This is a genomic window from Desulfosporosinus burensis (genome assembly GCF_054657535.1).
Genome location: NZ_BAAHYN010000006.1, coordinates 172,599 through 187,006 on the forward strand (window position 1 = coordinate 172,599; position 14,408 = coordinate 187,006).

The 14,408-nt window shown below is 44.8% G+C and carries 12 protein-coding genes and 1 riboswitch; all 12 genes read left to right on the forward strand.

All coding sequences use genetic code 11. The features are described 5' to 3' along the window. The first annotated feature begins 11 nt into the window (after positions 1-11). A complete protein-coding gene (yqeC, locus tag ACYQ3Q_RS12300; protein WP_459928830.1) occupies positions 12-878 on the forward strand; it encodes a selenium cofactor biosynthesis protein YqeC in 867 nt (288 codons plus the stop codon). Further along, the gene (locus ACYQ3Q_RS12305) at positions 860-1,471 is read left to right on the forward strand and encodes a nucleotidyltransferase family protein (RefSeq protein ID WP_459928831.1); all 612 of its coding nucleotides are present in this window, start codon (positions 860-862) and stop codon (positions 1,469-1,471) included. The genes yqeC and ACYQ3Q_RS12305 overlap by 19 nt, the downstream gene beginning before the upstream one ends. Before the next feature lie 173 nt (positions 1,472-1,644). After that, positions 1,645-2,496: a selenium-dependent molybdenum cofactor biosynthesis protein YqeB gene (yqeB, locus tag ACYQ3Q_RS12310; RefSeq protein WP_459928832.1), complete on the forward strand. Its 852-nt coding sequence runs from the start codon at positions 1,645-1,647 to the stop codon at positions 2,494-2,496. 125 nt (positions 2,497-2,621) lie between these two features. Then, positions 2,622-2,721, forward strand: a riboswitch (purine riboswitch). 57 nt (positions 2,722-2,778) lie between these two features. After that, entirely contained in the window at positions 2,779-3,621 is an 843-nt protein-coding gene (locus ACYQ3Q_RS12315) for an FAD binding domain-containing protein (protein ID WP_459928833.1), read from the forward strand. Beyond that, positions 3,618-4,085, forward strand: a complete 468-nt coding sequence (locus ACYQ3Q_RS12320; protein ID WP_459928834.1) for a (2Fe-2S)-binding protein — start codon at positions 3,618-3,620, stop codon at positions 4,083-4,085. Before ACYQ3Q_RS12315 ends, ACYQ3Q_RS12320 begins: the two co-directional genes overlap by 4 nt. Further along, on the forward strand, positions 4,082-5,347 hold the full coding sequence (locus tag ACYQ3Q_RS12325; protein WP_459928835.1) for a xanthine dehydrogenase family protein molybdopterin-binding subunit: 1,266 nt from the start codon (positions 4,082-4,084) through the stop codon (positions 5,345-5,347). The genes ACYQ3Q_RS12320 and ACYQ3Q_RS12325 overlap by 4 nt, the downstream gene beginning before the upstream one ends. Next, positions 5,344-6,348, forward strand: a complete 1,005-nt coding sequence (locus tag ACYQ3Q_RS12330) for a xanthine dehydrogenase family protein molybdopterin-binding subunit (protein ID WP_459928836.1) — start codon at positions 5,344-5,346, stop codon at positions 6,346-6,348. The genes ACYQ3Q_RS12325 and ACYQ3Q_RS12330 overlap by 4 nt, the downstream gene beginning before the upstream one ends. 282 nt (positions 6,349-6,630) lie before the next feature. Next, complete coding sequence (locus tag ACYQ3Q_RS12335) at positions 6,631-7,998, forward strand: NCS2 family permease (protein WP_459928837.1); 1,368 nt, start codon at positions 6,631-6,633, stop codon at positions 7,996-7,998. A gap of 253 nt (positions 7,999-8,251) precedes the next feature. Further along, the gene (locus ACYQ3Q_RS12340; RefSeq protein WP_459928838.1) at positions 8,252-9,583 is read left to right on the forward strand and encodes a 5'-deoxyadenosine deaminase; all 1,332 of its coding nucleotides are present in this window, start codon (positions 8,252-8,254) and stop codon (positions 9,581-9,583) included. A gap of 130 nt (positions 9,584-9,713) precedes the next feature. Beyond that, positions 9,714-11,489, forward strand: a complete 1,776-nt coding sequence (gene ade, locus ACYQ3Q_RS12345; RefSeq protein WP_459928839.1) for an adenine deaminase — start codon at positions 9,714-9,716, stop codon at positions 11,487-11,489. A 288-nt stretch (positions 11,490-11,777) separates the two neighbouring features. Beyond that, on the forward strand, positions 11,778-13,145 hold the full coding sequence (locus ACYQ3Q_RS12350) for a sodium-dependent transporter (RefSeq protein WP_459928840.1): 1,368 nt from the start codon (positions 11,778-11,780) through the stop codon (positions 13,143-13,145). Between the two features lie 195 nt (positions 13,146-13,340). Continuing rightward, positions 13,341-14,408, forward strand: a complete 1,068-nt coding sequence (locus tag ACYQ3Q_RS12355) for an HD-GYP domain-containing protein (RefSeq protein WP_459928841.1) — start codon at positions 13,341-13,343, stop codon at positions 14,406-14,408.

The following is a 14,408-nucleotide window of genomic DNA, read 5'->3' on the forward strand; positions in this document are numbered from 1 at the left end:
AGGAGAAGAACGTGACTAGTTCAGACATTCGGTCAAGAAATGGTTGCATATCTGGTAGTTTGTGGGATATGATTAGACGTGTACAGGTTGTAACGTTTATAGGAGCTGGAGGAAAAACAACCTGTTTGCGCTCGATCACTCAGGAACTTAAGTCGGCCGGACAGCAGGTCATTGCTACGACGACGACAAAAGTTTTTCCTGAGCAACAGATGTACATTTGGAAAAGTGCTGATCCGCCAGAGGAACAAGATGGTGCTTGTTTTTGGTATGTCAAGGTAGAGGATAAAAGCGGAAAATGGATCGGTCCATCAGTTGAAGCGGTCGATGCAGCTATCGACGCGGATCGTCTTTCGTTGGGGTGCCATGCAAGTGAAAGAACCGTCCCTAACTTGCATAAACGGTGTTGGGTGATTGAGGGAGATGGGGCTCGAAGGCTTCGGTTGAAGTGCTGGGAGTCCCATGAGCCCCAGATTCCTTTGCGATCAGATTGTGCGGTGATAGTATTGGATCGGGGTTTATGGGGAAACGTCCTACAGCCAGATCAAGTTCACCGATCTGAAAGGTGTTCGGACCTGATTGGGCGTGTTTTGAACGCTGAGAGCGCCTGGCGCTATTTCTTGAGATCTCCCGTTTTTGCTCCCCAATATGAGAATCTTTCGTGGGTCATTTTCTTGAACAGTCCCAGAGGAGTGGCAGAAACGTCAGATCCCACTGACAAACAAGAATTAATAGGGGATATCGATCTTTTACGAGATCTTTCTCACAAATGGGCTGAGCTTCAAGAGGAAGCTAGTAATCTTAAACAGAAACCAATTCATTTGCGACTTGCCGTAGGGGATGCCAAGGAGGGAGTAATTCAGTGGTGCGATTTGTGGTAATGGCTGCGGGTCTAGCTACTCGGATGGGGCAAGATAAGCTGGCGCTACCATGGAAAGAAGCCACGGTGCTCGCTTATGTTCTACAGACTGTCCTAGAGGGAATTGAACTTCGGCACACGAATGCTGAGGTTTTTGTTGTAGCTAGACTGCCGATTGAGAGATATATTCCGACAAAGGGTATAGCTAGATTTAAGTCCTGCGGTGGAATATGGTACCAGGCACCTGGACCGCAACCTCTAGCGGAGACAATCCGTATGGGCTTGCAAGACTTAAACGCAGAGGTGCAAGGGATCGGATTTTTACCTGGTGACCAAGTGGGCATATCGGTTCAATGTCTGTCCGCCTGCCTACAGGCAGTCTTCGATACTCAACCAGACTTTCTTGTACCGATGGCGGGAGAGAAGGCTGGATCTCCAGTATTTTTCCATCGGCGTTATCTATCTGAACTTTTGGAGCTTAAAGGGGAACAAGGCGGCAGGGAAGTCTTATATCGCTATCCAGAACGATGGAGCAAGTTTCCGGTGGAGGAACACATATTTCAAGATGTCGACACACCCGAAGAATATCGAGCCTTACTTAAACTTAATCTCTAGACATTTCCATCCATTCTCAAGCTCCTTGGGGTAGGAGCAAGTTAAACGGTGCGTTAGACCTAAGTAGGAAGCATTGAAACAGAAGGTTTTTGTGTTGTGTTTACTAGAAAGATACTGTTTGCGGATTTGGGTAAAGGATTTGCTAAAGGATACTAGTAAGGAGAAACGAGCCTATGAAAAAGAATCTCGTTATGAATGGGCCGGTCGTATTAGTGCGGGGTGCTGGAGAACAAGCCTCTGGAGTGGCTTGGACTTTGGCTAGAGCAGGGTTTAGAGTCGTAATGACTGAGGTGGCAAAGCCACTCATGGTTCGTTGGCCAGTCTGTTTTGGGACAGCGGTGGCTGAAGGTAGATGCCAGGTGGAAGGAATTAGCGCTTGCCGAGTGGAGCATTCTAAAGAGTGTGAAGTTGCCTGGCAAGCTGGGGAAATACCTATTTTAGTTGACCCTGATTTAGAGAAGTTGCCAGAACTTAAACCTTCTATATTGATCGATGCGATCCTGGCCAAACGTAACATAGGGACCAAGCGAGATATGGCTCTGCTGACGATTGGATTGGGGCCGGGTTTCACGGCACAAATCGATGTCGATGTGGTCGTTGAGACGAATCGTGGTCATTTCTTAGGCCAATTGATCTATTCTGGAACTGCTCAGGCAAATACGGGAATTCCGGGGGTTATCGAAGGTTTTTCCAAGGAACGAGTCGTCTATTCCTCACAAGCCGGAGTATTCAAAGCGCAAAGAAACATTGGAGAACAGATCATGGCTGGGGATTGCTTAGGCGAGATTGAAGACGGAATAGCTAAGGAGAAAATCGTTTCATCGATAAACGGCGTTTTAAGAGGATTATTGCGAACAGATACTCCGGTTGAAGCGTTCGTTAAAGTTGGAGATATAGATCCTCGGGGGCGTGAGGAATACTGTTGGACAATTTCGGAGAAAGCTCGGGCGATTGGGAGCGCCGTATTGCTAAGTATTCTGTCGAGCCACTTACTCGAACCTCTCAGCTTGAAAGAGAACCTATAGACGCCTAACTTAACGCTTGCAACTTCCAAAATATTGATAAATTGTAATAATAAAAATTCTAAATTTTTTTTTTATTCTCGGGAGGATAATTCAATTTCATCGCGAATTTGTATACTGTAATGTGAATTGAATAATGTTTTATATCTCATATATCCTTGATAATAGGGTCAGGGGTTTCTACGAGGCGACCGTAATTGCTTCTCTATGAGCCAACAGATGGTTTATAGAGTTTTATACACGGTCGCTTTTTGTTGTGTTCAAATATAGAGGGGGTGGGGAAAAATGAAGTATTTTCAACCGCAGAGCGTGAGAGAAGCTGTGGAAATTGCCCGGACATCCGAGGCTGCCTTTTTGGCTGGGGGAACCGATCTAGTACTGTTTATGCAAACAGGTAAAATTCAGCCGATCGCCCTCATTGATCTCGGCAAAATTTCTGATCTCAAATTAATTCGGAAAACGCCAGAGTATTTAGAGATTGGCAGTATGGTGACCTTTGCTGAACTGGGACAAAACGAACTTATTGATAAGCATGCCCATGCTCTGTGGCTCGCTTGCCAAACGATGGGCTCTCCTCAAATTCGTAATCAAGCGACTCTTGGTGGAAACTTGGGCAACTGTTCGCCGGCGGCTGACGGACTACCACCGCTGCTAGCATTGGGTGCAGAGGTTGAGCTAATTTCTGGGAATGGTGACGAGGTAGTTTCATTAGAACGTTTATTAAGTCGTACGCCACTTCTGACACAGGATACTCTCATCCGGGGATTCAGGATTCCTTTAAAAGGTTTACAAAGTGGGTTTGCAAAACTAGGTCGACGACGTGCTTTAGCCATTGCTCGCCTCAGTGTCGCAGTGGCAATCGAAATAGAGGGCGATCTGGCTACCGATGTCCGAGTCGCTTTGGGAGCAGTGGGCAGACGGGCGTTTTTAAGTGAATCTCTCGCTCAAGAATTGAGCGGTCAGGAAATAAATGAGGCTTGGATCGAAAAAGGGGTCGAACAAGTACAAAGGATCGTTCGGGAAGCTTTAGGCGCTCGAGCGTCAGCTCCGTACAAACAGGTAGCGGTATCCGGGGTCTTTAGAGAGGCACTTGCTTCATTCATTCCAGAAGGGGGTTTAATGGCATGATGGACATGAAACTAGTTGTCAATAATAAGCCCTATACCTTAAACATCGATCCCAAGGAACGTTTAATTGATGTGTTGCGCAATCGTTTAGGCCTGATGGGAACTAAAGAGGGATGTGGCGAAGGAGAATGTGGTGCCTGTACCGTTATAATCGATGGGAAAACCGTCAACTCCTGCTTAGTTCTCGCAGCTCAAGCGAATGGAAGTGTAATTACTACAATTGAAGGAGTAGGGAATCGGCACAAGCCTCATACGGTTCAAAAAGCGTTCGTCGAAGTTGGCGCAGTACAATGTGGTTTTTGTACGCCGGGTATGGTGCTTTCTGCTAAAAACCTCCTCGATAAGAATTCGCAGCCTAGTGATGATGAAATATCGGTGGCCATGTCGGGAAATCTTTGTCGTTGTACAGGGTATGATAAGATCCTGCGTGCCGTTAAAATAGCTTCTCAGGAGGGAAAACAATGAACACGACCGTAGTGGGTTCCCGTGTTATCCGAGAAGATGCGTGGGGAAAAGTTTTCGGACAGACCAGATTCCCAGCGGATGTGAATTTGCCAGATCAACTCTATGGAGTCATCGTACGAAGCCCCTATCCCCATGCACGGGTTCGCAAAATCGTGACCGATAAGGCAATGGAGTTAGAGGGTGTGGTCACTGTCTTAACGGCAAAGGATGTTCCGCATAATTCCCATGGTGTGCTTTTCCGTGATCAACCTGTCTTAGCAGAGTATATACGCATGGTCGGAGACCCAGTCGCCGTGGTAGGTGCTGAAACTCTTGAAATTGCCAGAGCTGCTGCTAAACTGGTTGAAGTTGATTACGAAGTGCTGCCTGCGGTTTTCGAACCAGAGCAGGCTATGTTGCCAGAGGCACTCCCTCTTCATCCCGAGATCAAGCCAACTAATGTCCTCTACCATATGCCAATCCGTCGCGGAACGATGGAAGAAGGTTGGGCTTTGGCAGATGTGGTGATAGAGAATGATTATAATACCCAACATGTCGACCATGCCTTTTTGCAGCCTGAGGCAGTGCTCGCCTATGTCGATGAACGAGGACACATGGTAGTACAGACTGCAACCCAATACGCCCACTATGACAGAGGCGAAATAGCCCATGCTCTAGGACTCCGCTTTAGCCAAGTCCAAGTCAAAACCTTAGCAGTTGGAGGGGCTTTTGGAGGACGTGAAGACATTTCGCTCCAGATTATTGCCGCTTTATTAGCTTTGACAACGCTCCGACCTGTAAAAATGGAAAATAACCGGGAAGAGTCGTTTTATTCTCATTCGAAACGCCATCCGATGCGGATGCATTATAAGACTGGAGCAACTAAGGACGGCAAACTAGTGGCCATGGAAGCAAAAATTATTGGAGACGCTGGTGCTTATGCATCCTGGAGTATCAATGTTTTGCGTAAGTCTGCCGTACACGCTACCGGACCCTATGTCATTCCGAACGTGTCCATTGATAGTTATGCTGTCTTCACCAACAACCCATATGCAGGAGCAATGCGTGGTTTTGGAGCGGCTCAAACAGTTCTAGCCTATGAGAGCCAAATGGATCTCTTGGCCAAGGCATTGGGAATTACTCCGCTCGAAATTCGCTTACTCAATCATTTTAAAGTGGGAAGTACGACAGCCACCGGGCAAGTTTTAACGGGTAGCATCCCACTTGATCAGTGTCTGGCAAAAATCGCACCGTATCTCCAAAAGGGGGAGGACAGGTTATGAAAAAGCGCGGAATCGGTCTAGGCTGTGCCTGGTATGGGACAGGTTATGGGAATGGCTTCCCAGACGTCTCGAGTGCCTATGTGGAAATTCATGATGATGGCTCAGCGACGGTCCTGACAGGGGCGGTCGATGTGGGTCAGGGAAGTAATTCAATTTATGCTCAAATCGTTGCCGAAGAACTTGGACTTGAAGCTCAGGATATCTGTGTCTATTCTGCTGACACGGATGCTACGCCGGATTCGGGGACAACCGCCGCGACTCGACAAACCTACAATACGGGGAATGCTGTTTTAAGAGCGGTTCGTCAAGCAAAAGTTCGTTTGTTAGATTATGCTGCTCACAAATTTTCTTGTCCAACGGCTGAGGGGATCGAGCTGAAAGAGGGCTTTATAGGAGTCAAAGGGGATCCATCCCGTCGAATGCCTCTCGAGGAAATGGTCTTTCATGCGCGTTTGCAAGGTGAGCGCTTTATTAGTGCAGAAAGTTCGACAGCGCGTTCAACTCCGGTAGATCCTGAAACCGGGCAGGGAGCACCGTACTGGCCTTATGCGTTTGGGTGTCAGGTAGCTGAAGTGGAGGTAGATACTGAAACAGGGATGGTTCATGTCCTTAAAGTCGTCGCAGTTCATGATGTAGGAAAAGCTCTCAACCCTACACAAGTCGAAGGACAAATTGCGGGCGGTGTAGCTCAAGGAATTGGCTATGCATTGCTTGAGGAGCTAGAGTTACACGAAGGAAAAATCAAGAACCCGGCCTTATCGAGTTATTTGATTCCCACGGCCTTAGATGTGCCTAATATAGAAGCCTTTTTTGTAGAAGAAGCAGAATGCACAGGTCCCTTCGGCGCCAAGGGACTTGGAGAACCTGCAATGCTTCCGACGGTTGCGGCGGTCATCAATGCAATTGATGACGCTGTGGGAGTGAGGATCACATCATTACCAGCGACGCCAGAAAAAATTCTGCTAGCACTTGCAGACAAGAAGGAGGGTTTGGGAGCGTAAAAAGAAAGAGAATAGTGGGAGCAGAGAGGTAAGAGAGAAAGAGTTAAAGGTTAGAAGCGAGAAGCGAGAAGGGAGAAGGGAGAAGGGAGAATCAGGAATCAGGATCAAAAGGTTAAGTATTGTTTAAGTGTTAATTATTTATGATGCACTTATTATTACCGTAAAATCCATCCGAAGAAGCATGCCACATTAAGTTTAATAAAATTAGTAGGTTTAGCTTAAACTACCCAAGTAGAAATGAAGCAAATGATAAAAAATCCTATTTTAATGGGAGGGCTGTTCATGTCAACCGTTACAAATAAGAAGAATCCACCGTCAGACAAACCAGAAGGCTTTTTAGAAAGGTTCTTTCACCTTAACGAATTAGGTTCCAATGTACGGACAGAAATTTTGGCAGGGGTAACCACGTTCGTTACCATGGCATATATTTTGTTTGTTAACCCGATAATTTTAAAGGACGCCGGGATGCCTATTAGCGCTACGTTTGCCGCCACGGCCATTGCCGCAGCATTTGGTACCCTGATTATGGGCTTGTATGCCAACTATCCGATCGCCTTAGCACCGGGAATGGGGCTTAACGCCTTCTTTACGTACACTGTTGTTCTTGGTATGGGACTTAGTTGGCAAACCGCACTTGGTGCAGTTTTCATTTCTGGTGTCGTCTTCTTTCTCATGACGGTCACGAAAGTTCGAGAGTGGATTATTGAAGGTGTCCCTCCCGTCTTACGGATTTCTATCGGGGTAGGAATAGGCTTGTTTATTGCGTTTATTGGACTTAAAAACGGTGGGCTTATTGTAGCTGACCAGGCCACGTTTGTAAAACTGGGCGATATGAAGTCAGCGGGCGTTCTCGTCACTGTCTTCGGTCTGATCTTTACGGGCGCGTTGATCGCTAGGAAAGTTAAAGGCGGTTTGTTGATCGGGATTATTGCTACGACAGTGTTGAGTATGATTATGAGCGTTTCTCCGTATCCAACTGGAATATCCAGTTTTATCTCAATGACCAATCCTTTGGCAGCAATTGCACCGGTGGCGTTTGAACTGGATATTTTGGGAGCTATAAGTTATGGTTTTATTTCAATTCTCTTTGCCTTCACTCTTGTAGACTTGTTTGACAATATCGGTACCTTACTCGGAGTATCACGTAAAGCGGGACTTTTAGATAAGAACGGGAATTTACCCCGTGCTGGAAAAGCCTTGATGGCAGATTCAGTGGGAACGATGTTCGGAGCTGCAGTGGGAACTCCTACAGTAACCTCTTATATTGAAAGTGCCTCCGGCGTAGCCGAGGGCGGTAAAAGCGGACTGACTGCAGTAACAGTTGCAGGTCTCTTCTTAGTCTCACTTGTTTTTGCTCCTCTGGTCGGATTGATTCCTGGGCAAGCAACCGCACCTGTTCTAATTTTGGTGGGTGTCTTGATGATGAGTGAAGTAGTTCACATTAATTTTGACGACTTTACTGAGGCTTTGCCTGCCTTCATGACGATCGTCATGATGCCTCTAACCTTCTCGATTGCCCAAGGTATCGCGTTTGGATTTATGTCTTACACGCTCATCAAATTAGTGAGCGGCAGGCATAAGGAAAACAATATGGTTATGTATGTCTTCACGGTGCTCTTTATCATCCACTTTATTATCGGTGGTCATTAATCTAACTTACAAAGTAGTTTGGAGAGATGTGGCTGGAACACATCTCTCCATATAGAAAATTTTGGTGTAATTTCTAGTCTATATGAAGTATAGTTAATCTAATCTAGGAGCTATATCGACGTGCGGCATACTACAATAACTTAACCCAGCTCGTATTATTAATCTCGGACTTCGGACTTCTATATAGTCTTAGGTAAACCTAACGCTTGGCGCCTTTCGGTCGCTTTCGTGTAAAGGGGAAGGATGGAATAGGATGCGTATTCTCTTTAAAAATGCAAATATTGTGACTATGAATGCACAACGTGAAATTATTCAGGGTGATCTGCTTGTCGACGGATCAAGGATCGTGGCAATTGGAGGAGTCATCGAACAGCCAGCCGATCAGGTGATTGACATCCGTGGTGACCTGTTAATTCCCGGTTTGATTCAAACTCACATTCATCTATGTCAGACATTATTTCGGGGACAGGCCGATGATTTAGAATTATTAGACTGGCTAAAACTAAAAATTTGGCCGCTAGAAGGTGGACATGACCCAGAATCTTTATATGATTCTGCATTACTTGGAATTGGTGAACTGTTCCTTGGAGGAACGACGACAATTGTAGACATGGAAACTGTGCATCATACGGAACATGCCTTTGAGGCTATCCTCTCCAGTGGCTTGAGAGCTTTAAGTGGAAAGGTTATGATGGATGATTGCAATGGTGATATACCAAGTTCGTTGCAAGAATCGACAGAAGATTCCTTACAAGAAAGCGTTAATTTATATGATAAATATCACGGGCAAGGGAATGGCCGTCTCGAAGTGGCGTTTACACCTCGATTTGTTATTTCCTGTACCGATACATTATTAAATGAAGTATCCCGACTTGCTCGTAAGAAAAACGCCTTTGTGCACACCCACGCCTCTGAAAACCGTTCGGAAATTCAGATAGTGGAGAGTACACGGGGGATGCGTAATATTATTTATTTGGACAAAGTTGGGCTAACCGGTCCAAAGTTGATCTTAGCACACTGTATCTGGCTGGATGAAGCAGAAAAAGAAATTTTGACCCGGACAAAAACGAGAGTTTCCCACTGCCCTTCTTCAAATTTGAAATTGGCATCAGGAATTGCGCCGATTCCAGAACTTATCAAACGTGGAGCAGAGGTATCCTTAGCTGCAGATGGGGCACCCTGCAATAATAATCTCGATGGATTCCGAGAGATGCGTCACGCAGCTTTGATCCAAAAACCCCTGCACGGACCGACCGTCATGCCAGCCCATAAAGTATTTGAATTAGCCACACTAGGTGGGGCACGGGCTATAGGTCATGAACATGATTTGGGAAGTTTGGAAGTTGGGAAAAAAGCGGATTTGGCAGTGGTGAGCTTACAGGGGTTACACACTTGGCCTAACGAACATGTCGATGTTTATTCACAACTTGTCTATCAGGTAACATCATCCGATGTGCGCCTTACTATGGTGGATGGACAAATTGTGATGAAAGACCGACAGCTTCTGACGATCGACGTTCCTCGGCTTAAAGAGAGCTCGACACGGAGTCTAAACCGAGTCATGAAGCGGGTAGGACTTGCGTAGGGACTTGTATGGTACACAAAGTCCATTCCATGTGCAACGTCTAAGGAAGCAGGGATGGTTCTTAAATGCAAGTTTAAGAACCGTCCCTGACTTGCATTTGGAAGTCAGTATGATAGGAGCGTAGATAAGTATGTCGAGTTTTAAGCAGCGAATGGATGAGGCCCGGGGACTGGTAAAGATTGACTTGGTTCTGAGAAGGGCAAGGTTAGTTAATGTTTTTTCGGGCGAAATTCATGAAACGGAAATCGGTATTCACCAAGGATATTTCGTCGGCATTGGAACGTTTAAAGATGCGGAGATGGAATTGGATTTGAACGGAAATTATGTTGTTCCTGGATTGATCGATGGACATGTTCATATCGAAAGCTCGCTGCTCAGTCCGGAGGAATTCTGTTCACTCCTTCTTTCTCACGGCGTAACCACGGCCGTCGTTGATCCTCACGAAATCGCCAACGTTATGGGAACCAAAGGAATTAGTTACATACTCGATAGCCTCGACACCTTACCCTTTAATGCCTATGTTGCTCTACCTTCTTGCGTTCCTGCGACAAGCTTAGAAACATCTGGGTCTAGACTTGGTGCAAAGGATTTGTCCGAGTTTTTAGAACATCCTAGAGTAATAGGACTTGGAGAAGTTATGGATTTTCATGGGGTAATCGCAGCACTGCCTGACATGGTGGAAAAGTTAGAACTTCCGCTTTCTTTTAAGGATGGTCATGCCCCCGGAATTTCAGCGCAGGATCTTAACGCCTATTATCGAGCTGGGATACATACCGAACATGAATGTTCAACGGTTGAAGAGATGAGAGATCGTTTACGCCGCGGGTTTCATGTTATGCTCCGTGAGGGAAGCGCCGCTAAAAACCTTTTGGACCTCTTACCAGCAGTGACGAGCAAAAACTCCGGACAATGCCTTTTGGTAACGGATGATCGTCATCCGACTGATCTAATCCACGAAGGAAGTATTGACTATCTGGTACGCTTAGCAATTAAAGCAGGGATGGACCCAATCCAAGTAATTCAAATGGCGACCATCAATGCAGCTCGGGCGACTGGGCTTCATGGTTTGGGTGCAGTTGCTCCAGGGTATCAAGCGGATTTTGTCATTTTAAAAGACCTAGATCGCTTTGAAATTGAAGAAGTCTATTGGCGCGGAGTAAAACAAAGTACTAGAGGGGAGCGTCCAAGGTTTTCACACTTTAGTGTTTCAGAACTCACGGAAAGTGTACATCTTGGGAATTGGTCTCCTTCAAAACTTAGAGTTTCGGCGAAACGTAATCTAAATCTTGAATTAGATCCAAATTCCGATCCTGTTACAAATCAAGTTACAGATCCAGGTCTCGCTCAGGTCCAGGTTATTGGGGTCCAGGGTCATTCCCTAGTTACTTCAGCTTTGATACGCAAACTTCCAGTCAACGACGGATTTGTTCAAACAGATGCTACTCAGAAAATAGCAAAAATCGCGGTGCTCGAACGTCATCATGGAACAGGGAATGTGGGTGTTGGATTTGTGGAAGGACTAGGCTTAGTAAAAGGAGCTATTGCTTCTACAGTTGCCCATGATTCTCACAATCTTGTGGTCGTAGGTATGAGCGATGAAGAAATGAATTTAGCGATTCAAACTTGCGTAGAAATGGGTGGAGGACTTTGTCTAGTTTGTGGAAATCAGGTGATCGGGAAGATTTCCCTGCCGATTGCAGGTCTCATGACGGACCTGGATGCTGAAGCAGTCGCCCAAATCCTAGATGAGTTACACGAGAAAGCACTAACTCTGGGGATTAGTAAAAACGTGGACCCTTTTATGACTTTAGCCTTTCTCTCTCTGCCAGTGATTCCAGAATTGAAGATAACGGATTTAGGTCTGGTCGATGTGGATCAATTTCGACTGACGGAGACAGTTTTGTAAGTCCGATGACGGGAGAGCTTTTTTAAGGATGTAAATAATGATAGAAATGCCTTCTTCAGTAAAGAATATTAATGAGAAAGGGCTTTTTTGGTTTGGCATAAAAAGCAAAGGAAGCTACTAGGAGGTGTAGTTGGTTGTAAATAAGTATTATTATCAGTATCCTTGTAGAAGTCAACTTAAAATTCAAAGCGACTGGCTGAGGTAAGTAAGAAAAATAAAAATAATATAAGTGAAATAATAAAAAATACTAGAGAAATCCAAAAAATGATAGAAATGAAGTGAACATGTATGAAACAAGAAACTCCGAAAAAACGTGAAGGTTTTTCAAGTAGTATTGGTGTCATCGCGGCAGTGCTCGGTTCTGCGGTTGGATTGGGTAACATATGGAAATTCCCTTATGTCACAGGGGCAAATGGCGGTGCCGCTTTCATATTGGTCTATTTATTGTGTCTCGCAGTGATGGGTTTGCCAGTAATGTTATCTGAACATTTGATTGGTCGTCACACGAAAGCAAATGCAGTTGGGGCTTTCAAAGCTTTGCAACCAAGAAAACCTTGGTACTTAGTGGGAAGTGCAGGAGTGTTAAGCGCCTTCTTGATTATGGCCTTCTACACATCAGTAGCTGGATGGGTTTATGCTTATATCTTTAAAGCGGCTGGCGGGACACTCCTTTCAACCGAACCAGAAGAAACATCCCTTGTCTTTAAAACACTTGTGTCTGGAGTAGGGGAACCCTTGTTTTGGCAAGTGTTTGTCTTACTTGTGACTGGAACCATCATTATGGCTGGGGTGACCAAAGGAATTGAACGGGTAACAAAAGTACTGATGCCACTACTCTTTATCCTGCTCATAGTTATAGATATCCGATCTTTGACACTCCCGGGCGCGGCAGAGGGACTCTCCTTCTTATTTAAACCTGATTTTTCAAAGATAACCGTTAGTGTGGTTTTAGCTGCCTTGGGCTTAGCTTTTTTCAAGCTGAGTGTTGGAATGGGTGCCATGATCACCTACGGTAGTTATGTGGGTGAGAATGAAAACCTTCCCAAAATGGCGCTAAAGGTGGCTTTGGCGGATACGTTAGTTTCTCTAATGGCGGGTATTGCGATTTTCCCGGCTGTCTTTGCGTTTGGGTTTGAACCGAATGCGGGACCACCGTTGCTGTTTATCACCATTCCCACGGTCTTTAGTTCCATGCCCTTTGGCAGTGTCTTTATGGTCTTGTTTTTTGTCTTAACGGCAATAGCTGCTACCGGAGCCATGTTATCTTTACTGGAAGTTCCGGTTGCCTATCTAACAGAGCAGTACCATTGGTCAAGGCGAAATGCCACCTTGTTAACTATTTTTGGTATAGGTCTACTAGGATCGACGGCGACTCTTTCTAACAGCATCTTGGCTAATGTCACAGTCTTTTCTATGAATTTCTTTGATTTCTATGACTTCACGACGTCTAATGTACTTCTTCCCCTAGGGGGCATCTTTATTGCTTTATTTGTGGGCTGGCAGTGGGGCCAGGACGAGGTTTATCAAGAAATCTCAAATAATGGTCAAATTAAAAATATGGGTTTAGCCGGGGTATATCTGTTCTTAGTCAGATTTATTGTTCCAGTTGGGATAACCTTAGTTCTTTTAGCGGGTTTAAAAGTTCTTAAATTTTAAATTGTTTCTAAAAACTAAGGGCATTTAATAAGAAAAGTTGCATTCTAAAGATATGCAAATGATTGCGAGGTAGTATTATAGGACTAAAGGGAAAAGTTTTTAAGACTGCTTAATTACTGAAGGTTTTTAGGGAATTTTGGCGAACTGAATCGTTTAGAGGTAAATGCGACGAATTTTGGATAGGGTGAGAGATCAATGCGTTTGGTAAATACTCGTTATGTCCAGGAAGGATCTATTCTTGCACGTCCAGTGATTAACTCTTCTGGTAGGGTTTTATTACAGTCTGGAATACGCGTGACTGCTTCATATATTGACCGATTAATAAGTATGGGTTATGATGTCTTATTTATTCAGGACGATCGACTGGATGACGTAGAATTTCATTTAGCAATTACAGGTCAAACTCGTGAGGTAGCGTATAAGACAATTCAAAATGTGAGCAATTACATTGAAAGTGGTTTGCAAAGTTCTTTGGTTGTGACAAACGTCCGCTCGACTGTCCAAGAAATGATCAATGATCTATTGTATAGCACTGATATTCTGGGAAACTTATCGGAGATACAAGGATATGACGATTACACGTTTCACCATTCAGTTAACACTACCATCATTTCACTCGTCTTGGGAATCGCTTCTGAATATTCTGAACAGAAGTTGATAGAACTGGGTATGGGTGTTCTCATGCATGATATAGGAAAGATCATGATCCCAGCGCAAATTCTAAATAAGAAGACGCCGCTAACAGAAGAAGAATTTGGGGAAATCAAAAAGCACACAACAAATGGGTTTGAGATTCTTCGTAAGAACCACGACTTCAGTTTACTATCTGCTCATGTTGCTTTTCAGCACCAAGAAAAATGGGATGGGAATGGTTATCCTAGGGGGCTCAAAGGAAATAAAATTCATGAGTACGGCAGATTAGCGGCTGTAGCAGATGTATATGAAGCTCTGACAAGTAAACGAGTTTATCGGAAGGCTATTGAGCCGAATGAGGCCTATGAATATATTGTTTCCCAAGGGAATACACATTTTGAACCGCGAATCATTGAAATCTTTAAAAAGCATATATCCGTTTATCCCTCTGGGTCTGGTATTCTCTTGAGTAATGGTCAAAGAGGGAATGTTGTAAAACAAAATAGTGCTTTTCCGAATCGTCCCTTTGTGAGAGTTTTTTACGAAAATGAGAAAACGCTGCCGTTACCCATCGATTATAATTTGGCAGAATATCCGTCTCTGATGATCGTCGCGGTGGATAATCGATAA